The 20,263-nt window shown below is 72.4% G+C and carries 18 protein-coding genes and 1 tRNA gene; 8 read left to right on the top strand and 11 right to left on the bottom strand.

Features of this window, described 5'->3' with window-relative positions:
- The first annotated feature begins 9 nt into the window (after positions 1 to 9).
- From GJR97_RS10250 to GJR97_RS10240, 3 genes are all read left to right on the top strand, one after another.
- Positions 10 to 85: transfer RNA gene (locus GJR97_RS10250), tRNA-Ala, on the top strand.
- A 67-nt stretch (positions 86 to 152) separates the two neighbouring features.
- Positions 153 to 848, top strand: a complete 696-nt coding sequence (gene pdxH / locus GJR97_RS10245; RefSeq protein WP_154346403.1) for a pyridoxamine 5'-phosphate oxidase — start codon at positions 153 to 155, stop codon at positions 846 to 848.
- Between the two features lie 82 nt (positions 849 to 930).
- On the top strand, positions 931 to 2,469 hold the full coding sequence (locus GJR97_RS10240) for an MFS transporter (protein ID WP_154346402.1): 1,539 nt from the start codon (positions 931 to 933) through the stop codon (positions 2,467 to 2,469).
- 27 nt (positions 2,470 to 2,496) lie between these two features.
- On the opposite strand, the gene GJR97_RS10235 is transcribed toward GJR97_RS10240, so the two are convergent.
- On the bottom strand, positions 2,497 to 3,150 hold the full coding sequence (locus GJR97_RS10235) for an NADPH-dependent F420 reductase (protein ID WP_195760670.1): 654 nt from the start codon (positions 3,148 to 3,150) through the stop codon (positions 2,497 to 2,499).
- Positions 3,151 to 3,338: 188 nt separating this feature from the next.
- On the opposite strand from GJR97_RS10235, the gene GJR97_RS10230 reads away from it, so the two are divergent.
- The gene (locus GJR97_RS10230) at positions 3,339 to 4,448 is read left to right on the top strand and encodes an LLM class flavin-dependent oxidoreductase (protein ID WP_154346400.1); all 1,110 of its coding nucleotides are present in this window, start codon (positions 3,339 to 3,341) and stop codon (positions 4,446 to 4,448) included.
- A gap of 19 nt (positions 4,449 to 4,467) precedes the next feature.
- Here GJR97_RS10230 and GJR97_RS10225 read toward each other — a convergent pair whose 3' ends face one another.
- The 8 genes from GJR97_RS10225 to GJR97_RS10190 all read right to left on the bottom strand — a co-directional run bounded on the left by GJR97_RS10225 (position 4,468) and on the right by GJR97_RS10190 (position 11,761).
- Positions 4,468 to 5,658, bottom strand: a complete 1,191-nt coding sequence (locus GJR97_RS10225; protein ID WP_154346399.1) for a cation:proton antiporter — start codon at positions 5,656 to 5,658, stop codon at positions 4,468 to 4,470.
- 13 nt (positions 5,659 to 5,671) lie between these two features.
- Positions 5,672 to 6,166: a cation:proton antiporter regulatory subunit gene (locus GJR97_RS10220; protein ID WP_324613382.1), complete on the bottom strand. Its 495-nt coding sequence runs from the start codon at positions 6,164 to 6,166 to the stop codon at positions 5,672 to 5,674.
- A gap of 94 nt (positions 6,167 to 6,260) precedes the next feature.
- The gene (locus tag GJR97_RS10215; protein WP_154346397.1) at positions 6,261 to 7,133 is read right to left on the bottom strand and encodes an alanyl-tRNA editing protein; all 873 of its coding nucleotides are present in this window, start codon (positions 7,131 to 7,133) and stop codon (positions 6,261 to 6,263) included.
- Positions 7,133 to 7,312: a hypothetical protein gene (locus tag GJR97_RS10210; protein WP_154346396.1), complete on the bottom strand. Its 180-nt coding sequence runs from the start codon at positions 7,310 to 7,312 to the stop codon at positions 7,133 to 7,135. The genes GJR97_RS10215 and GJR97_RS10210 overlap by 1 nt, the downstream gene beginning before the upstream one ends.
- 74 nt (positions 7,313 to 7,386) lie before the next feature.
- Positions 7,387 to 8,553, bottom strand: coding sequence for an acyl-CoA dehydrogenase family protein (locus tag GJR97_RS10205; RefSeq protein WP_324613381.1), 1,167 nt, complete (start codon positions 8,551 to 8,553; stop codon positions 7,387 to 7,389).
- 9 nt (positions 8,554 to 8,562) lie between these two features.
- Positions 8,563 to 9,546, bottom strand: coding sequence for a DUF4349 domain-containing protein (locus tag GJR97_RS10200; RefSeq protein WP_154346395.1), 984 nt, complete (start codon positions 9,544 to 9,546; stop codon positions 8,563 to 8,565).
- A 135-nt stretch (positions 9,547 to 9,681) separates the two neighbouring features.
- On the bottom strand, positions 9,682 to 10,512 hold the full coding sequence (locus GJR97_RS10195; protein WP_154346394.1) for an aldo/keto reductase: 831 nt from the start codon (positions 10,510 to 10,512) through the stop codon (positions 9,682 to 9,684).
- A 40-nt stretch (positions 10,513 to 10,552) separates the two neighbouring features.
- Positions 10,553 to 11,761 carry an MFS transporter gene (locus GJR97_RS10190; protein ID WP_324613380.1) on the bottom strand — a complete coding sequence of 403 codons (1,209 nt, stop codon included), beginning with the start codon at positions 11,759 to 11,761 and terminating at the stop codon, positions 10,553 to 10,555.
- Between the two features lie 95 nt (positions 11,762 to 11,856).
- Between GJR97_RS10190 and GJR97_RS10185 the strand changes: the two genes are divergently transcribed.
- The gene (locus GJR97_RS10185) at positions 11,857 to 12,192 is read left to right on the top strand and encodes an ArsR/SmtB family transcription factor (protein WP_324613379.1); all 336 of its coding nucleotides are present in this window, start codon (positions 11,857 to 11,859) and stop codon (positions 12,190 to 12,192) included.
- The gene (locus tag GJR97_RS10180) at positions 12,192 to 12,692 is read left to right on the top strand and encodes an SRPBCC domain-containing protein (protein ID WP_195760669.1); all 501 of its coding nucleotides are present in this window, start codon (positions 12,192 to 12,194) and stop codon (positions 12,690 to 12,692) included. The genes GJR97_RS10185 and GJR97_RS10180 overlap by 1 nt, the downstream gene beginning before the upstream one ends.
- Here the strand turns inward: GJR97_RS10180 and hrpA are convergent.
- The gene (hrpA, locus tag GJR97_RS10175) at positions 12,682 to 16,710 is read right to left on the bottom strand and encodes an ATP-dependent RNA helicase HrpA (RefSeq protein WP_154346392.1); all 4,029 of its coding nucleotides are present in this window, start codon (positions 16,708 to 16,710) and stop codon (positions 12,682 to 12,684) included. The two genes, GJR97_RS10180 and hrpA, sit on opposite strands and share 11 nt — an antisense overlap.
- Positions 16,711 to 16,797: 87 nt before the next feature.
- Positions 16,798 to 18,153, bottom strand: a complete 1,356-nt coding sequence (locus tag GJR97_RS10170; protein WP_154346391.1) for an FAD-binding oxidoreductase — start codon at positions 18,151 to 18,153, stop codon at positions 16,798 to 16,800.
- Between the two features lie 104 nt (positions 18,154 to 18,257).
- Between GJR97_RS10170 and GJR97_RS10165 the strand changes: the two genes are divergently transcribed.
- Positions 18,258 to 18,875: a TetR/AcrR family transcriptional regulator gene (locus tag GJR97_RS10165; RefSeq protein WP_154346390.1), complete on the top strand. Its 618-nt coding sequence runs from the start codon at positions 18,258 to 18,260 to the stop codon at positions 18,873 to 18,875.
- A 106-nt stretch (positions 18,876 to 18,981) separates the two neighbouring features.
- A complete protein-coding gene (locus GJR97_RS10160; RefSeq protein WP_154346389.1) occupies positions 18,982 to 19,818 on the top strand; it encodes an aldo/keto reductase in 837 nt (278 codons plus the stop codon).
- Positions 19,819 to 20,263: the final 445 nt, after the last annotated feature.

The raw sequence follows: 20,263 nt of genomic DNA, 5'->3' as shown, positions 1-20,263 counted from the left end.
TGACGGCTCGGGCCCATGGCGCAGTTGGTAGCGCGTCTCGTTCGCAATGAGAAGGTCGGGGGTTCGAATCCCCCTGGGTCCACCAACGAGATGAAGCCCCCGGAATCCGCTCGGATCCCGGGGGCTTCGTCGTCGCCTCGTACGCTGGAGGCATGAGCGACGCGATCGACCCCGACCGTCTCGACCGGGCCGTCGAGCACGCCCTGACCCGCCGTAAGGACTACGGTGAGGAGCGGCTCGACGAGGGGCAGCTCGACCCCGATCCGTTCGTGCAGTTCGACCGATGGCTCGCCGAGGCAGACGACCGCGGCGTGTACGAGCCCAACGCCATGGTGCTCGGCACGGTCGGTGCCGACGCCACGCCGTCGAGTCGGACGGTGCTGCTGCGCGGGGTCGACGATCGGGGGTTCGTCTTCTACACGGACCGGTCGTCCCGGAAGGGGCTGGCGCTCGCGGCGAACCCGACCGCCACGCTGCTGTTCCCGTGGTACCTCATCCACCGGCAGGTGATCGTCACGGGCGCCGTCGCGACGGTCGACGACGACGAGTCGGACGCGTACTGGGCGACGCGACCGTACGGCTCGCGCATCGCCGCGACCGCGAGCCGCCAGTCGCGACCGATCGGGTCGCGCGCCGAGCTCGAGGAGCGCGTTCGCGAACTCGAGGAGGAGTACGCGGGCGTCGACGACATCCGCCGCCCCGAGCGCTGGGGCGGCTACCGGCTGCGTCCGTGGCGGATCGAGTTCTGGCAGGGGAGGACCTCGCGACTGCACGACCGCCTCGTGTTCGAGCGTGACGCGGACGCCGGGTCGGGGCCGCCCTGGCGCGTCGAGCGCCTGCAGCCGTAGGTCGGGTGCCGGTCGCGCGCTGGTCGCGGCGGCGACGGGGCGCACCGCGGGAGCGTCCGTGACCGGGCGTAGGCTGGAGCGGATGTCGCAACCCCCAGGGCCTCCCGTTCGCGAGGCGACCGATCACCGCTGGCGCGCCTACTGGGTGTGCGTCGGCGTCGCCGCGCTCACGATCATGGACCTGACGAAGGTCAACGTGGCGCTGCCGTCGATCGAGGAGGCCCTCGGCGCCGGGCCGACCGAACTCGGCCTGCTGGTCTCGGGCTTCGTGCTCGCGTTCGGGCTCACGCTGGTGCCCGCTGGTCGCCTCGGCGACCAGGGATCGCGCAAGACGATGTTCATCATCGGGCTCAGCCTGTTCGCGCTCACGAGCCTCGTCTGCGCGATCGCGCCGAGCGCGCCCGTGCTGCTGGTCGGCCGCCTGCTGCAGGGAGTGGCCGCCGGCATCCAGATGCCGCAGGTCCTCGGCATGGTCCAGCAGCTCTTCCAGGGTGCGGAGCGCGGGGCGGCGTTCGGCCTGTTCGGGGCGACGATCGGCATCGCGACCGCATTCGGGCCGACGCTCGGCGGGCTCGCGATCGCGATCGGCGGGCCCACCGACGGCTGGCGCGGGATCTTCTGGATGAACGTGCCGCTCGCCATCGTCGCGATCGCGTTCGCCGCGCGCCTGCTGCCGGGACGGCCGCCGGGCGACACCCGGCGCATCTCGCTCGACCCCGTCGGGGTCGCGATCTTCGGCGTCGTCGTCACCGCCCTGATGTGGCCGTTCCTGCTCACCACGGGGTCGCCCGACGACGACCCGGCGCGGTGGTGGACGCTGGTCGTGTTCGCGGCGGCGCTCGCGGCGTTCCTCTGGTGGGAGCGCCGGTACGCGGCATCCGGTCGCGCCCCCCTCGTGCCCCTCGACCTGTTCTCGCTCCGCTCGTACCGGAACGGCACGCTCCTCGCGACCGTGTACTTCGCGGCGATGCCCGCATCGTTCCTGCTGACGACGCTGTACCTGCAGCAGGGGCTCGGGCTCGAGCCGGTGTTCGCGGGGATGGTGACGATCGGATTCGCGCTCACGAGCGCGTACACGTCGTGGCTCGGCGGCCGGCTCGTCAACCGCGTCGGGCGCCCCCTCGTCGTCGCGGGACTCGTGATGCTCCTCATCGGGTTCGCGCTGCTCGTCCTCGTCGCCGTGGCGACGCCGCCGCCGCTCACGCCGTGGCTCATGGCCGCCGTGATGCTGATCGGCGGCGCCGGCGGCGGGTTCGTGATCGCGCCGAACCAGGTGCTCGCGCTCGCCGACATCCCGATCCGGCGGGGCGGGCTGGCGGGGTCCGTCGGCCAGCTCGGACAGCGCATCGGCACGGCGATCGGCACGGCCGTGGCACTCTCGCTGTTCTACTCGACCGTGTACCGGGGCGAGGGGGCCGAGCCACGGATCGACGTGTTCCACCAGGCGTACGCGGTCGGCATCGCCGCCGTCGGGGCGCTGCTCGTCGTGGCGCTCGTGGTCGGCCTGGTCGACCTGCGCCAGCGGCTCGGGACGGCGCGCATCGAGCGCGAGCGTTCCGCCGACGAGGAACCACCTCGGCCGGTGAATGACGCGGAGACGGACGGGCCGGTCTCCGCCTGACCCGTCAGCGCCGCGGACGCACGTTCGTCACGCGGCCACCGCGCGCTCGGCCTCGAGCAGGCTCGCGAGCTCCCTCGCCGAGAGTTCGCGGCCGAACGCCGGGTGGCCCGGCTCGAGGGCGCGACCGTTGCCGAGCGCTCCGCCGTCGACGGGATCGAAGCCGAGGTCGTCGATGATGCGGGCGACCGCCGCTCGTGCGTCGGCGTCGTCGCCGACGACCGCGATCGCGCGTCGGAGCGGCGAGCCCGACGGCATGGGGTCGTCCTCCATGTCGTGGTAGCCGAGGTGGTTGAGGGACTTGACGACGCGGGCCGCGGGGTTCAGCGCCGCGTGGATCTCGCTGGTGGTGCGCTCGTCGGCGTCGACGTCGGGGATGTGACCGTCGACGGGCGGCCAGTAGTTGGTGGCGTCCACGACGACCTTGCCGTCGAAGGCGTTCCAGGGCACGGTCGGCGCCTTGCCGAACGGCACGGCGACGACGATGACGTCGGATTCGTCGGCGAGATGCGCGGCGTCGGCCACGCGCGCTCCGGGCGCGACGACCGAGACGAGGAGTTCGAGCGCGGTCTGGCGCGGGGAGCCGGCGAGTGCGACCTCGTAGCCCGCATCGACGAGCAGGCGCGCGAGCGCAGTGCCCACCTTGCCGGCGCCGAAGATGCCGATCGTCGGTCGTTCCGCCACGTGACCTCCTCCACTCGTGCCCGCTGCCGGGGGCGAGCGCATGCGACGTCGGCCGTCCGGCGCCGTCTCCATCGTGAACGCGCCCGTCGGGGCGGACATTCCCCGAGCCCCACGGAATAGTCTCTCAGCACACGGGGTTCCGATCAGGTGCATGCAGATGCATCGATCACAGGACAGGGGAGCAGCGGATGGCGCGCAACCAGGAATTCGGACTCGACACCTTCGGCGACGTGACGCTCGGGCCGGGCGGCGATCCGCTTCCGCAGGCACAGGTCCTCCGCAACGTCGTGGAGGAGGCGGAGCTCGCGGACCGCCTCGGCCTCGACTTCTTCGGCGTCGGCGAGCACCACCGCCACGAGTTCGCCATCTCCGCCCCTGAGGTCGTGCTCGCCGCGATCGCCGGGCGCACCGAGCGCATCCACCTCGGGTCGGCGGTCACGGTCCTGAGCTCCGACGACCCGGTGCGCGTCTACCAGCGGTTCGCGACCCTCGACGCGGTCTCCGGGGGTCGCGCCGAGGTCATCCTCGGACGCGGGTCGTTCATCGAGTCCTTCCCGTTGTTCGGCTACGACCTCAGCCAGTACCAGGACCTGTTCGAGGAGAAGCTCAACCTGTTCTCCGCGCTGCTCCCGCAGGAGCCCGTGACGTGGAGCGGGAAGCTGCGCGCCTCGCTCACCGACCAGGAGGTCTTCCCGAAGGTCGAGCACGGACGACTGCGCACCTGGGTCGGCGTCGGCGGCAGCCCCGAGTCCGTCGTGCGCGCCGCGCACTACGGCCTGCCCCTCGTGCTCGCGATCATCGGAGGGAGCCCGGCGCGCTTCGCCCCGCTCGCGGACCTCTACCGCAGGGCGCTCGCGCAGTTCGGGCACGAGTCGCAGCCGATCGCGGTGCACTCGCCCGGCATCGTCGCCGACAGCGACGAGCAGGCGCTCGAGACCCTGTGGCCGCACTACGAGACCATCATGAACCGCATCGGCCGCGAGCGCGGCTGGGGCGCGGTCACGCGGGAGCACTTCGAGGGCGAGGCGAACCCGAACGGCGCGCTGTACGCGGGGTCGCCCGAGACCGTCGCGCAGAAGATCGCCGCGACGATGCGCACGCTCGGCGCACAGCGCTTCGACCTGAAGTACTCCAACGGCACGCTGCCGCACGAGGCGATGCTGCGCACGATCGAGCTCTATGCGACCGAGGTGGTGCCGCGCGTGCGCGAGCTGCTCGCCGACGGCGAGGGCGAGGACGACGGCGATGGCGCCGCGGAGGCCGACCACGCCGACGACCCCGGGAACGACGGCGCCTGACCGGCCCGATCGCCCGCGACTACGGCTTCGCCGCGGCGAGCCGCTTCGACCTGCGCCGCACGGCGGCGCGGAACCACTCGGCGTCGGGCAACCGCGCGAGGAACGAGCCCGCCAGGATCGTGATGAGCACGTAGCCGGTGGCGAGCGGGGCGAGCGCGGGTTCGATGCCCGCACCGACCGCGAGTCCGGCGATGACGATCGAGAACTCGCCTCGAGGTGCCAGCACGAGGCCGGCCCGCCACTGGCCCAGGGTGCCCACGCCCGCGCGCCGCGCGGCGTACGCCCCGGACACGAGCTTCGTGAGGATCGTCAGTGCGGCGAGTCCGGCGGCCGGCAGCAGCATCGAGAGGATCTCCGCCGAATCGGTGGCCAGTCCGAAGAAGACGAAGAAGATCGCGGCGAAGAGGTCGCGGAGCGGGGTGAGCACCGCGCTCGCGTTCGCCGCCACCCGACCCGAGAGCGCGATGCCGACGAGGAACGCGCCGACCGCGGCCGAGACGCTCACCTCGGCCGCGAGTCCGGCGACGAGCATCACGAGGCCGAGCACCCCGAGCAGCAGCGGCTCGGCGTGCTCCGCGGGGAAGAACCGCGAGATGACGTGACCGTGGCGGAGGGCGAGGAAGAGGATCACGATCACGATCGTCACGGCGATCGCGACGCCGATGGCCCCCTGCAGCAGGCTCGCCCCGACCACGAGTGCCGACAGCACCGGGAGGTAGAACGCCATGGCGAGGTCCTCCATGACGAGCACGGCCAGCACCGAGGGCGTCTCGCGGTTGGAGAGTCGTCCGAGGTCGCGCAGCAGCTTGGCGACGACGCCGGACGAGGAGACCCAGGTGACGCCCGCGAGGGCGACGGCGGCGATGGGACCCCAGCCGAGCAGGAGCGCGATGGCCGCGCCGGGTAGCGCATTCATCAGCGCGTCGAGGATGCCCGCTCGTCGGGACGACTTGAGGCCGATGACCAGCTCCTCCGCCGTGTACTCGAGTCCGAGGAGCGCGAGCAGCAGGATGACGCCGATCTCGGCGCCGGTGGCGAAGAACTCCTCGCTCGCGTCGAAGGGGAGGAAGCCGCCGTTGCCGAACGCGAGGCCGAGCAGCAGGTAGAAGGGGATCGGTGAGAGGCCGATGCGGATGGCGAGGCGCCCCAGGAGGCTCATGGCGAGGAGCAGCGCGCCGACTTCGATCAGGAGCAGCGTGGTCTCGTGCATCGGGCCCCCGGCGTCAGTCGGGGCCGGTGGAGAGCAGTCGGGCCAATCCGTCGAGTCCGCCGCGTGTTCCGACGGCCACGATCACGTCACCGGCGCGCAGGACGTCGGCGGGGGTGGGCGACGGCATGACCTGGCCGTCGCGCATGATCGCCACGATCGACGAGTGCGTGCGCGTGCGCGCCTTGGTGTCGCCGAGCGGGTGATTCAGGTAGGGCGAGTCCGTCGGCAGTGCGATCTGCTCGGTGAACAGGCCGGTCGCCATGTCGGACAGGCTGGTCAGGCGAGCGAGCATGACGGAGGCGCCGAGGACGTCGGCCAGGGCGGCCGCCTCGTCGTCGTTCAGCGCGATGGTGTCGCGGCACTCGTCGGGGTCGTCCTCGTCGAAGACCCCGAGATCGCGCTCGCCGTCCCGGTGCGACACCACGCTGATGCGCCGACCGCTGTCGGTGACGAGGTCGTGGCGGAAGCCGATCCCGGGCAGGTCGACCTTCTCGATGCGAATTCCCACGATCGTCATCGTAGTCCCGCCAGGCGACCTCGCGGCTGAGGAACACTCAGGGATCGCGGTGCCGCGTCCGCGGCCGTCGGCCGCGTGGGATCGATCAGGCGGATGCCCCGGCGCGCGTGGTCATCACGAGGACGGGCGTACCGCCGTCGTCCTCGAGGGCGAACGAGACGTTCACGCTGCCGAGTTCGCCGAGCGACGCCACGTGCGTCCCTCCGCACGGGATCCGAGCCGATGCGTGCGGGAGTTCGCAGACCCAGGTGCGGCGGTCGGTGAGGTCCTCGCCCACGCGCTCGATGCGCACCCTCGCGTCGTCGGCGACCCATTCGGCGAGCGTCGCGTCGACGGATGCCGCGAGCCCGTCGAGTCCGTCGGCGAGCCCGGTCGCGTCGAACCCGGCCCGACGCAGCGACTTGTTCAGTCGGTAGCGGTCGACCGAACCGGACGGCTCGATGCGCGAGGACGCGATGGCGATGCCGTCGAAGTCGGGCGAGCCGAGCGCGTCCTCGCGTGCGGCCTTCGACCACCGGTCGGCCAGCGCGCGGTTCAGCGCGAGCGCGGCCGCGTGGCAGGCGGTGTGGCCGATCGACAGCGCCCGGCGGGTCGCGGCATCCGCCTCGAGCTCGACCTCGTCACCCTCGCCGACCGCGGCGTCGGCGTCGAGGAGGTGCACGACGAGGAACGACCAGCCCTCGGTGCCCGGGCGCACGGGCACGCTGCCGATGTGCAGGTCGTCGCCGTCGGTCGCGGCGACGACCGCGTCGCGGATCGCGTACTCGCGCGCGCCGGTGCGGAGCACTCCGGCGTCGGCGGGCTGGTCGGGCCAGGCTGCGTCGACCGGGTGGATGCTCGTGCGGTCCGTGATCACGGCGAGGTGGTCGCCATGGGGCGAAGCCATGAGCACGCGGCCATCGGCGCGCAGGTCGCCCGCCGGATAGGTGACGATCGTGTCGGCGTCGGGCAGCCCCATCAGACGCCGGACTCGCGCCGGCCCAGGACGTTGAACGGGATGGCGAGCGAGAGCGACACGCAGACGATGCCGCCGAAGAAGACGATCGCCTCGAAACCGGGTACGACGTCGGCGATGCTGAACACCCACATTCCGAACACGAACAGCGCCATGGCGATGAGGAACGGGAACACGCTCACGAGGGACCTCCTTCGGACGCGGCGGGCCGCCGCGGCGCCAGTCTAGCGATGGCGCGGGGTGCTCCGCCCGGCCGTCAGTCCTGCACGGGGCCGAGCCACGCGTTCGCGATCGTGTTGAGCGCGCTGTCGTCGCTCGAGGGGTGGAAGACGCCGGCGAGCACGTCGCGCTGCAGGCGGCCGAGTTCGTGTCCGGCGAAGTACGTCGCGCCGCCGGCGACCCGGATCGCCGCGTCGACGACGTCGCGCGCGGTCTGGACGGTGCGCACCTTCACGCCGGAGAGCTTGGCGAACCAGAAGGCTCCGTGGTCGGTGCCGTCGGCGACGTCGTTCGCGAGTCCGACGAGCTGCGGCGGCACGCCGTCGAGTGCGAGCGCGGCCTCGGCGATGCGTCGACGCACCGAGGGGTCCTCGGATCGGGGGAGGCCGGTGCGGGCCGACGTCCGAGCGCGTGCGGCGTCGACGGCGAGGTCGAGCGCCCGCTCGGCGAGGCCGGCGTAGACGGCGCTGAGGAACAGCTCGAAGCACGCGAAGATCGCGAAGACGAACGGGTCGGGGTTGGGGCCGGGGTCGAGACGGCGCACGATCCGGTCTGGCGCCGCGACGGCGCCGACGAGGACCGTCGTGCGGCTCTGCGTGGCACGCATGCCGATCGTGTCCCAGTCGTCGAGGGTGCGCACGTCGGGGTCCTCGCGGTCGATGAACCCGTAGACGAGTTTCGGGCCGTCCGCCGAGGCGGTGTCGAGCCCGTGCACGCCGAGGCGCGTCCACGCCGGCGAGAGCGACGTGAAGATCTTGCGCCCGGTGTAGCGCACGCTGCCGTCGGACTGCGGATCGGCGACGGTCCCCGAGCCGAAGAGCATCAGGTCGTTGCCCGCCTCGCTGATGCCGAAGGCGAAGACCTCGCCGGCCGCTGCCTCGTCGAGGACGAAGTCGAGGCCGTCGTCGCCGCGGTCGTGCAGCAGGCGCGCCACGCCCGTCCAGACCAGGTGCATGTTGACGCCGAGCGCGGTCGCCGGTGCGGCGGTCGCGAGCCGCGACTGCGCGCGGACGACGTCGGCGAGGCTCCAGCCGAGACCGCCGAGCCGGGCGGGCACGAGCGCGCGGAGGTATCCGCGTTCCGCGAGCTCGTCGAGGTCGTCGGCGAAGAACGCGTTCTCGCGGTCGTAGCGTGCCGCGCGGTCGCGGAATCGTGCGAGCAGGTCGTCGTCGAGCAGGGAGTCCACGGTCGTGTCGGCGGTCACGGCGCCAGCCTACGCCGGGCCGTTCCCGTCCGCGCCGGCCCCGCCGGCACCGCCGCCCGTCGGCGCCGGAACCCCGGTCGCGGAGGGATCCGCGCCCGATCCGGTCGTGCCGGCGCCGCCCCTCGGCCCGCGGCTCCCTCGGCTCGCGATCACGATGATCCCGACGACGATCGCGGCGATCACCGCGAGCACCGCGATCCACGGCAGCATGACGCCGACCGCGACGAGCAGGCCCGAGACGAACGCGGTGAGCGCGTTCCACCCGGCGACGACGCCGCTCCAGAAGTCGTTCGGGCCGGCCTGCGGCGCGAGCCCCTCCGAGAGCAGCTCGACCGTCAGCGTGGAGTAGTCGACCTGGTCGGCGAGCCAGTCGCGCTGCGTCGTGAGCGCGTCGAGCTCCGTCTGCCGGGTGGTGAGCTCGGACTCGATCGCGATGAGGTCGCCCACGTCGTCGGCCTGGGCGATGAGTGCCCGGAGCCGGTCGACCGAGGTCTCCAGCGAGGCGATCCGCGAGTCGAGGTCGCGCTTCTGCTGCGTGACGTCGGAGGCGTCGAGGCGCACGGAGTCGACGTCGCCGAGTTCGCGGAGGTCGGCGAGGACGGCGTCGAAGCGATCGGCCGGGATCCGGACCACGAGGGTGGCCCGCGCCTGCTGCGTGTCCGTTCCGGGCGTCTCGTTGCGACTGTCGACGCGCCCGTCGGCGGAGCGGACGAGTGCCGCGACCTCGGCGGCCGAGTCGATGGGGTCGTCGACCGTGATCGCCATCCAGCCCGTCGTGATGACGCTGCGGTCCTCCTGGATCGACCCGGCCTGCTCGTCCTCCGTGAAGGGCTGCTCGTCGCGCGGGGCGACACCGCCGTCCGCGGGTGCCTCGACGTTGACGTCGGGCTCCGACGCCGTCTGGTCGGATCCTCCCGAGCCCATGCTGCAGCCCGTGAGGAGGAGCGCTGAGAGGGCGACGAGCCCTGCGAATCGGATTCCTCGGCTGGTCATGCGGTCACCGTAACGCCGAGGCGGGAGCCGATGTCTGGACGCCGGCTGCAAGTCGGGTCACGATCGGGTTGCGGCCGCCTGTGAGCCGCCGGGCCCGTGGGCCCGGCCCGACGTCGCTCCCTGCGCGACTGCGCGTCAGTCGGAATCGGGATCGCGGCCCGTGCGCTCGCCGGATTCGAGCGTCGCGATGGCCGCGACGTCGTCCTCGTCGAGCCGGAACGAGAAGACGTCGAGGTTCTCGGCGATGCGCTCGGGGCTCGACGCCTTGGGGATCACGATCGTGCCCTGCGCGACGTGCCAGGCGAGCACGACCTGCGCGACCGACCGCCCGTGCTTCGCGGCGATCGGCTCCAGCACGCGATCGCCGAGCAGGCGCCCGCGTGCGAGGGGCGACCATGCCTCGGTGCGGATTCCGACCCGCTCGTGGAACGCCCGGAGCTCGCGCTGCGGGAGCCACGGATGCAGCTCGACCTGGTTCACGACGGGTGCGACGCCGGTCTCGTCGATGATCCGGTCGAGGTGGTGCGCGTGGAAGTTCGAGACGCCGATCGAGCTCACCCGGCCGTCGTCGCGCAGCCGCACGAGCGCACGCCACGTGTCGACGTAGCGGCCACGCGACGGCACCGGCCAGTGGATGAGGAACAGGTCGAGGCGGTCGATCCCGAATCGGGCCATCGCGGCGTCGAACGCGCGGAGCGTCTCGTCGTACCCGTGGTCGTCGTTCCAGACCTTGCTCGTGACGAAGAGGTCCGCGCGCGGCAGGCCGCTCTCGCGCACCGCGGCGCCGGCCTCGGCCTCGTTGCCGTACAGGGCGGCCGTGTCGAGGTGGCGGTACCCGAGTTCGATCGCGGTCAGCGCGAGCCGCGTGGCATCCGCCGCCGGCACCTTGTACATGCCGTAGCCGACCTGCGGGATCGCGCGCCCGTCGGCGAGGGGGACCAGGGGTGCGAGGGGCGGATGCGTCATCCGTGCGCCTTTCGTTCGGGTCCGGTCGGCGGCGAGCCGCTCAACTCGGGGTGATCGTGACCGGTTCGGTGTCGGGGATCGGGCTGGCGTCGCGCCCACGGAGGTCGGGATGCCAGCGTCGCGCGAGCGCCGGGACGAGGAAGCCGAGGAGGGCCAGCACCGTCGCGGCCCAGAACGCGCCCACCGCGTCGAAGCCGTCGATGAGGAAGCCGGCGAGCGCGGAGCCGAGCGCGGCGCCGATGAGCTGGCCGGTGCCGACCCATCCGTAGGCCTCGGCGGTGTCGGAGAACTTCACGCTCGCCGAGACGATCGCGAACAGCACGGCGAGGGCCGGCGCGATGCCGATGCCCGCGATGAAGAGCGTGATCGAGAGCCACCAGAAGTCCATCGAGAACGCGGCGAGCGCGGTCCCGGCGAACACGATGAACATGCGACGGGCCGTGGACCACGGGCCGATGGGCACGTGGCCGAGTCCGAGGCCGCCGGCGAGGCTGCCGATCGAGAAGATCGCCAGCACGATGCCCGCCTCGGCGCCATCGTGGCCGAACGCCGCGACCACCCCGGCCTCGATCGCGGCGCACGCGCCGATGAGGAGGAAGCCGACGATCGTCGCGAGCATGACCGGGGGGCGGGCGAGCACCTTGCCGAAGGCGCGCTTCGAGCGCGGGATGCGGACGCGGCCGAGCTCGGGGGAGGAGATGAACCAGGTGCCGCCGACCACCATGAGCGCAGCGGCGAGCAGGATGCCCCAGACGGTGCCGACCTGCGTCGAGACGAACGTCGTCACGACCGGTCCGACGACCCAGATGATCTCCTGCGCGGACGCGTCGAGGGAGAACAGCGGGGTGAGCTGTCGGGAGTTCACCATCTTCGGGTAGATGGTGCGGACGGCCGGCTGCACGGGCGGCGTCGCGAGGCCGCACACGAACCCGATCGCCATGTACAGGGGGACGGTGAGCGGGAGCACGCCGATCGCGACGACGGAGGCCACGCACACGACGAGGGTCGTGATGAGCACGGGTCGCATGCCGAATCGGCCCATCAGCCGGCTGGTCATCGGGCCCGCGATCGCCTGCCCGATCGAGGTCGCCGCGAGCACGAGGCCCGCGGCGCCGTACGACCCGGTCTGCTGTTCGACGTGCAGCAGGAACGCGAGCGAGAGCATGCCGGACGGGAACCGTGCGGTGAGCTGGGCGGCGATGATGCGCGCGACGCCCCTGGTCTTGAGGAGATCTGTGTAGCCGGCCACGGTGGCTCGATCCTATCGACGCGGATGCCGCCCGCCCGTGCATCGCCATCGCATCAGTTCTTCCATATATAACATCAGAATGATAATATTGCGGCGTGCACGCGTTCGACGTCCTGGGCGACCCCGTCCGCCGCCGCATCCTCGACCTCCTGGCCGACGGCGAGCGGCCGGCGGGCTCCGTGGTCGACGTCGTCGCGGCCGAGTTCGGCATCACGCAGCCGGCGGTCTCGAGGCACCTGCGCATCCTCCGCGAACACGGGTTCGCGACCGTGCGCGCCGACGGCGCCCGTCGCATCTACGCGCTCGACCGCGCCGGGCTCGACGAGGCCGACGCGCAGCTCGAGCACTACCGCCGGCTCTGGCCGCAACGACTCGACGCGCTGCACACCGAGATCGCGCGCGGAGCGCGCGCCCGACGGAGGGATGCATGATGGCCGTGACCGGAGAGATCCTCGCCGACGAGCCGGGCTTCCGGCTCGACTTCGACGACGTGTACGACACCGACCCCGACGACCTGTGGGAGGCGATCACCACCCCCGAGCGGCTCGCCCGATGGATGGCGGACTACCGGGGCGACTTCCGGCTCGGCGGGCACTGGCAGGCGCTCACCCGCGACGGCGACGTCTACTGCGACGGCGAGGTCGTCGCCTGCGAGCGGCCGAACGGGTTCGCGACGACCTGGACCGTGGTCGGCGAAGCGCCGACGCTCCTCACCGTGCGCCTCGAACCCGAGGGCGACCGCACGCGGCTGCGCCTGCAGCACGAGCACGTCACCCGGCCCGACTACGGCCCGGGCTGGCACACCTACCTCGAGAGCCTCGCGTGGCATCTCGCCGACCCGGCGGCGCCGAAGGATCGGGCGCGATGGGACGCGCGCTTCGAGGAGCTCGAGCCGGGCTACGCGGCGCGGCTCGCCGCGCTCACTCGGTGAGCGCCTTGACGATGCGCTTGACCGACACGGTCTCGGCGGTCCGGAGCTCCTGCGCGAACAGCCCCACGCGGAGTTCCTCGAGCATCCACCTCACCCGCACCAGCCGGGCGTCGACCGCCGGGTCGATCGGGAACGCGCCGCCCGCCTTCGCGTAGGCCGTCCGAGCCTGGTCGAACTCGGTCATGAGCTGACGATCGCGCCCCGGGTTCTCCTGCATGCGGCGGACGCGGACCGTGATCGCCTCGAGGTAGCGGGGCAGGTGGCGCAGCCGCTCGAGGCCGGTGGCCGAGACGAAGCCCGCCGGCACGAGTGACTCGAGCTGCGAGCGGGCGTCGGCGAGCGCCGACATGAGCTGCAGGCTCGAGGCCTTCGCGATCGCGCGGTCGGCCTCGCGCGCCGCGACGAGGATCCGCGAGACGAGTCCGACGGTCTCGAACATCCGGTCCACGACGCTCGCCGAGACGGCGTCGCGCACCGCCTCGAACTCGGCGCGCGTGCGCACGAGGCCGTCCGCATGGCGCGCCTGCAGCTCGGCGTCGACGACCGCGGCCAAGCAGTCGTCGAGGAGCGCCCGCGGCCCGGCGTACGCGCTCGAGGCCAGCGCGAGCTTCTCCTGGTTCGACAGGTGCTCCTGGACGTACGCCACGGGCGTCGGCGTCGCGAGGACCAGGAGTCGACGGATGCCGCGCCGCGACGCCCGGTCGCGTTCCTCGTCCGTCGCGACCAGCCGGAGCGCGACGGAGGCGCCCTCGTCGACGAGCGCCGGATACGCACGCACCACGTTGCCGGCCTGCCGGGTGTCGACATGGCCCGGGAGCTCGTCCCAGTCCCAGGTCGTGAGCCCCGAGCTCTCGGCGAAGGTGGGCGCGGATGCGTCGGCGGCCCCGCGACCGCCGCGCCGGGACGGGCCGCGGTCGCCACGGCCGGCGGCCGTGTCAGCGCGTGCCGGCGCCGTGGCATCCGCCTCGCCTCGCCCGGGCCGACCCGGGGCCTGACCCGAGAACGTCGAGGCGACCGCGCGCCCCGCCCGCTCGGCGAGCCGGGCCTGGAGCGCGACCAGGTCCTTGTCGTCGCCCGCCGTGCGACCGCGCTCGTCGACCGCGCGGAACGTCACGCGCAGGTGCGCGGGCACGCGGTCGACGTCGAAGTCCTCCGCCGTCACGGGGGCGTACGTGAGCCGCTTGATCACGTCGGCCACGGTCTCGGCGAACGGCGCGCGCGCTTCGCCCGACTCCGGCCCCTCCGGCAGCTCGGCGGCGATCTTCGCCGCCCACTCGGCGGCCGGCACCACCTGGCGGCGCAGCACCTTCGGCAGCGTCCGCAACATGGCGGTGATGAGCTCGTCGCGGAAGCCGGGAACCTGCCAGTCGAACCCGGTCGGCTCGAGGCGCGGCAGCAGGACGAGCGGCACCTGCACGGTCACGCCGTCGTCATCGGCGCCCGGCTCGAACCGGTAGCGGAGCGTCAGCGTCTGGTCGCCCTGCCGCCACCGGTCGGGAAGTCCGCCGTCGGTCGTGACCTCGTCGTCGCCGAGGAGGTCGGCCCTGGTCATCGTGAGCAGGTCGGGGTGCGTGCGGTGCTCCCCGCGCCACCAGCGCTCGAACGCGCGCGCGTCCGTGGCATCCGCCGGCAGTCGCTGCTCGTAGAAGGCGACGACGGCCTCGTCGCCCGCGAGCACGTCGCGGCGACGGGTGCGCTCCTCGAGCTCGCCGAGCTCGCGCCGCAGCTCGCGGTTGCGACGGACGAACGCGAAGAGGCGCTTGTCGAGCCGATTCCAGTCCCAGTCCTCCTCGACGAGCGCGTGCCGGACGAAGAGCTCGCGCGCGAGCGCGGCATCGACCCGGGCGAGCTGGATGCGCCGCTTCGGGATGATCGGCACGCCGAACAGCAGCACCTTCTCATCGGCGACCGCGGAGCCCTGCCGGCGCTCCCAGCGCGGCGACGAGTACGAGCGCTTCGCGAGCGGGCCGGCGAGCTGCTCGGCCCAGGCCGGGTCGATCGCCGCGGCGGTCCGCGCGAACAGGCGGCTCGTCTCGACGAGCTCGGCCGCCATGATCGCGGCCGGCGGCTTCTTCGCCAGGGCGGAGCCCGGGAAGACCACGAACCGCGCGTTGCGCGCCCCCGCGAACTCCGCCTGCTGCCGGCGCCCGCGCCGCTCGGCCTCGCGCTGGGTCCCCGCACCGCCGCGGCCGCTCGAGGTGCGACCGTCGTCGCGGATGCCGATCTGCGAGAGCAGCCCGGCCAGCAGGGAGCGATGGATGCCGTCGGGGTTCGGCGCGCCCGCCGCGCTCGCCACGTGGAGGCCCAGCGGCTTCGCGAGCCGCACGAGCTGGCGGTAGAGGTCCTGCCACTCGCGCACGCGCAGGTAGTTGAGGAACTCGGTGCGGCACATCCGACGGAACGCGCTGCCGGAGAGCTCGCGCTGCTGCTCCTCGAGGTGGTTCCAGAGGTTGAGCAGCGAGAGGAAGTCGCTCGTCGGGTCGACGAAGCGCCGGTGCATCTCGTCGGCCTGCTCGCGACGTTCGAGCGGGCGCTCGCGCGGATCCTGGATCGTGAGGCCCGCGACGATCGCGAGCACCTCGCGGCTCACGCCCTGGGACTTCGACTCGAGCACCATGCGCGCGAACCTCGGCTCGATCGGCAGGCGGGCCAGCTGGCGGCCGATGCGCGTGAGCCGCGGGCCGCCCGCGGCATCCGCCTCGTCGATCGCACCGAGCTCGCCGAGCAGGTCGACGCCGTCGCGGATGCCACGGGCGTCGGGCGGCGTCAGGAACGGGAAGTCCTCGACCGCCCCGAGCCCGAGCGAGGCCATCTGCAGGATGACCGCAGCGAGGTTGGTGCGGAGGATCTCGGGATCGGTGAACTCGGGTCGCTTCTCGAAGTCGTCCTCCGAGTAGAGGCGGATGGCGATGCCGTCGCTCGTCCGGCCCGACCGCCCGGAGCGCTGGTTCGCCGACGCCTGCGAGATCGGCTCGATCGGCAGCCGCTGCACCTTCGAGCGTGCCGAGTACCGGCTGATGCGTGCCGTGCCGGCGTCGACGACGTACCGGATGCCGGGCACGGTGAGGCTCGTCTCGGCGACGTTGGTGGCGAGGACGACGCGTCGCCGGAGCCCCGCGACCTTCGACGGCTCGAACACGCGGTGCTGGTCGGCCGACGACAGCCGGCCGTAGAGCGGGAGCACCTCGGTCACGTCGGCCGCGCCGCGGCGCTGGGCGTGCGCGCGCACGGCCGCCTCGGCGTCGCGGATCTCGCTCTCGCCGGAGAGGAAGACGAGCACGTCGCCCGGTGCCTCGCGGCCGAGCTCGTCGAGCGCGTCGAGGATGCCGCGCTGGATGTCGCGGTCCTCCGCGGCCGCTCCCTCGTCGTCGTCGCCCTCGACCGTGCCGGACCCGGCTGACTCGGCGACGAGCGGCCGGTACCTGACCTCGACCGGGTAGGTGCGGCCGGAGACCTCGATGATCGGGGCCGGCGTGCCCGCGGCATCCGCGAAGTGCGCGGCGAAGCTCTCGGGGTCGATCGTCGCGCTCGTGATGACCACGCGGAGATCGGGCCGACGCGGGAGGAGCCGCTTGAGGTAGCCCAGCAGGAAGTCGATGTTGAGGCTGCGCTCGTGCGCCTCGTCGATGATGATCGTGTCGTAGCGACGCAGGTCGCGGTCGCGATGGATCTCGTTCAGCAGGATGCCGTCGGTCATCACCTTGATGCGCGTGGCCTCGCCGGCGCGGTCGGTGAAGCGGACCTGGTAGCCGACGAGGTCGCCGAGCTCGACGCCGAGCTCCTCGGAGACGCGCTCCGCGATCGTCCGCGCCGCGATCCGGCGCGGCTGGGTGTGCGCGATCGACTCCCGACCCAGCTCGAGGCAGATCTTCGGCAGCTGCGTGGTCTTGCCCGAGCCGGTCGCGCCCGCGACGATGACGACCTGGTGGTCGCGGATGGCACGGGCGATGTCATCGCGTCGACCGCTGACCGGCAGGTCGGCCGGGTACGTGATCGTGGCGGGGACGGGCGCAGGCATAGCCCTCAATCCTACGCTCGCGTCACCGCGCACGAGGATGCCCGGTCGGGAGCCGCGGGGCCGCCCGCCGGGCACTGCCCTCGGCGCTCAGGCGGCGGAGGCCGCCGGGACGTGGTGGTTGCCGCGGACGAGGTCGGCGGGGTCCCACGTCGCCTTGACGTCGCGGAGCCGGGCCCACGTCGCATCGTCGAAGAAGCGGCTCGCGTCGACCGGGTGCTCGACGAAGTTGGGGTACTCGCCCACGGCGAGGGGTGCGAGCACGGCGTCGAGTCCGTCGAGCCCGCGGGCGACGGCGGCGCCGGACTCGGCGTCCATCGGCACGCCCAGCCCGAACACGAGGATCTCGCCGGGCAGGGTCGCCCGTGCGCCCGCGCCGGCGGGACGCCGGCCGAATGCCCCGCCGATGTGGCGGATCTGGAGCATCGCGAGCGCACCGCCGGCACCTGCGAGCTCGGCCATCGACTCGACGGCGGAGTCCGGGAGACCGTCGACGAGCGCGGTCGTCGACCGGTAGGGGAGCGGGGACTCCGGGTCCATCGCGAGCGTCCCGAGCGCGATGGGATCCTGCGGGCCGAGCGTGTCCATCACGGGGGCGAGGTCCTCGAGCGGGCGCAGCAGGCGTCGTGCCTCGGCCTCGCGGCCGAGGTGGGCGGCCATGACGATCGCGAGGGACTGCCCGCGCACGACGTCGGGCACGTCCGGCGTCGGCGGGAAGTGGATGATGCTCACCCACGTCGTGAGCTCCTCGGGGAACGAGGGGAGCAGCCGCGTCCAGGCCCGCAGGACCTCCGCAGCACGGTCGACCGGGTAGAAGAACGATCCGGCGGTGAGCTCGGGCACCGCCACGACGTCGAACTCGATGGCGGTGACGACGCCGAAGTTGCCGCCGCCTCCGCGCAGCGCCCAGAACAGGTCGGCGTGGTGCTCGGCGTCCGCGCGGACGTGTTCGCCCTCGGCCGTCACGAGCTCGATCGCGCGGACCGCATTGGCCTGCAGGCCGTGGCGCCGGGTGAGCCATCCGATTCCACCGCCCATCGAGTACCCCGCGATGCCGACGTCGAGCGAGGAGCCGTGGAGCCCCGCGAGCCCGCGCTCGGAGAGCATCGGCGCGACGTGCTCCCACTTCGCCGCGGCGCCGACGCGGACCCGTCGTGCGACGGCGTCGATCTCCACGTGGGTCATGCGCGACGTGTTCACGAGCATCGCGCCGGCGAGCGTGTCGCGGGAGGAGGCGCCGTGGCCCGTGCCCTGCGCCGCGACGCGGAGGCCGGCGCCCCGGGCGACGGCGACGGCCTGGGCGACCTCCTCCGCGTCGCGCGGAAGCGCGATGAGCTCCGGGCGCTGGTCGTCGAGGAGGTTGAACGTGGCCCGCGCCTCGTCCCAGCCGTCGTCTCCGGGGGAGAGCACGGTGCAGGCCGAGGTGGCGGTGTCGATCGTCGTCATGGTGGTGCTGCCTTTCAATGAACAGAGGTGTGCGACGAAAGAACCGTACGACCCGGATCGGGGGATGTCAATTGATCGAACACATATGTGCGTAGAATTCAGGGATGGCACGGAGATACGAGCAGAGGGCACGAGCGGAGCAGCAGGAGCGGACCCGCCGCCGGATCGTCGAGGCCGCGCTCGAGCTGCACCGGACCGCCGGACCCGCCGAGAGCTCGTTCAGCGCCGTCGCCGAGCGGGCCGGCGTGCAGCGCAGCACCCTCTACCGCCACTTCCCCGACGACCGCGCGCTCTTCCTCGCCTGCTCCGGACTGCACGTCGACGAGCACCCGTTCCCCGACGCCGCGCCGTGGCGTGCGATCGCCTCGCCCCGTGCCCGCGCCGAGACCGGCATCTCGGCCGTCTACGCGTACTGGGCCGAGAACGAGTCGCTCATCGCCAACGTGCTGCGCGACGGCGAACGCGACCCGGTGCTGCACGAGGTGAACGAGCTCCGCATGGGCGCACCGATGGCCGTCGCGCGCGACGCGCTCGTGGAGGCCTGGCCCGAGCACGCGCGGACGCCGGAACTCGTCGCCGCTGCCGCGCTCGCCGTGGACTTCCGGACCTGGCAGACCCTCGTGCGCCGCAGCGGGCTCCGCCAGGCGGATGCCGCGGAGCTCATGGCCTCGAGCCTCGTGCACGCCGCCGAGCGGGGCGCCGCATCGGCCTCGGCCGCCTGACGCGCTCCCCGCACGTGCGCGGATCCCGCCGGCCGGAGACGTCCGGTGCGTTCGCGCCCCGCGAACGAGGGATGGCTCCCACGGCGAGAGCGTGTTGCATGGCCGTATGAGCGAGACTGCAGTACCGCGAATCCGACTCAACGACGGCACCTCGATCCCGCAGCTGGGCTTCGGCGTGTTCAAAGTCGACCCGGCCGAGACCGAGCGCATCGTCACCGACGCGCTCGACGTCGGGTACCGGCACCTCGACACCGCGCGCATCTACGGAAACGAGGAGGGCGTCGGACGCGCCGTCGCCGCGTCCGGCATCCCGCGCGAGGAGCTCTACGTCACGACCAAGCTCTGGAACGACGACCAGGGCACGGCGTCGGCGCTCGAGGCATTCGAGGGAAGCCTCGAGCGACTCGGGCTCGAGTACGTCGACCTCTACCTGATCCACTGGCCGGTGCCGGCGCAGGACCGCTACGTCGATTCGTGGCGGACGCTCGAGCAGATCCGCGAGTCGGGCCGCGCCCGCTCGATCGGCGTCTCCAACTTCATGGTGCCGCACCTGCAGCGGCTGCTCGACGAGACCGACGTGGTGCCGGCCGTCGACCAGATCGAGCTGCACCCGGCGCACCAGCAGCCCGAGGTGACCGAGTTCGCCGCCGAGCACGGCATCGAAGTCGAGTCGTGGGGTCCGCTCGGCCAGGGCAAGTACCCGCTCCTGGAACTGCCGGAGGTGACGGAGGCCGCCTCCGCCCATGGGAAGACGTCGGCCCAGGTCGTCATCCGGTGGCACCTGCAGCGCGGCTTCATCGTCTTCCCGAAGTCGAACCGCCGAGAGCGCATGGTGGAGAACTTCGACGTGTTCGACTTCGCGCTCTCCGACGACGAGATGGACCGCATCACCGCGATCGAACGCGAACATCGACTCGGCCCGGATCCGCACCACTTCGGCTGAGCGATCGGCGCGTGATCGGGGGGTTCGGCTCGGTTCCGGCCCCCGGCCATGGCGCGCGGATGCCGCGACACGCGCGGGATCCGAGGCCGATTTGCGACCGCGGGCGGGCGCTGCGTATGGTTGTCCTCGTCGCCGCGGCGGCCCGGAGCGAGAGCGAGGGGCGAAGCGGTCAGGTCTTAGCCAAACAGCCTCGAAGGCGCTCTATTGCGACTCGGTTGCTTCAAGCCTAAGATGACGACTCCACACCTCCAACGGACTCGACGGCCTCGCGGTCGGGGTCCGGGATCACGAACCCATCGCGGCACTGCCGAGTGGGCCGGATCCACAGGAGCGCGTGGTATAGTAGGGAAGTTGCCTTGAGGGCAGGCCGTTGGGCTGTAACTCGGGTGCGTCCGTTCCTTGAGAACTCAACAGCGTGCACTATGTTCAATGCCAATTTATTTGA

This window comes from Agromyces kandeliae (assembly GCF_009674665.1).
In the GTDB taxonomy this organism is placed as follows: domain Bacteria; phylum Actinomycetota; class Actinomycetes; order Actinomycetales; family Microbacteriaceae; genus Agromyces; species Agromyces kandeliae.
The sequence above is the reverse complement of the archived record's forward strand: the minus strand, read 5'-3'. Positions and strand labels throughout refer to the sequence as shown.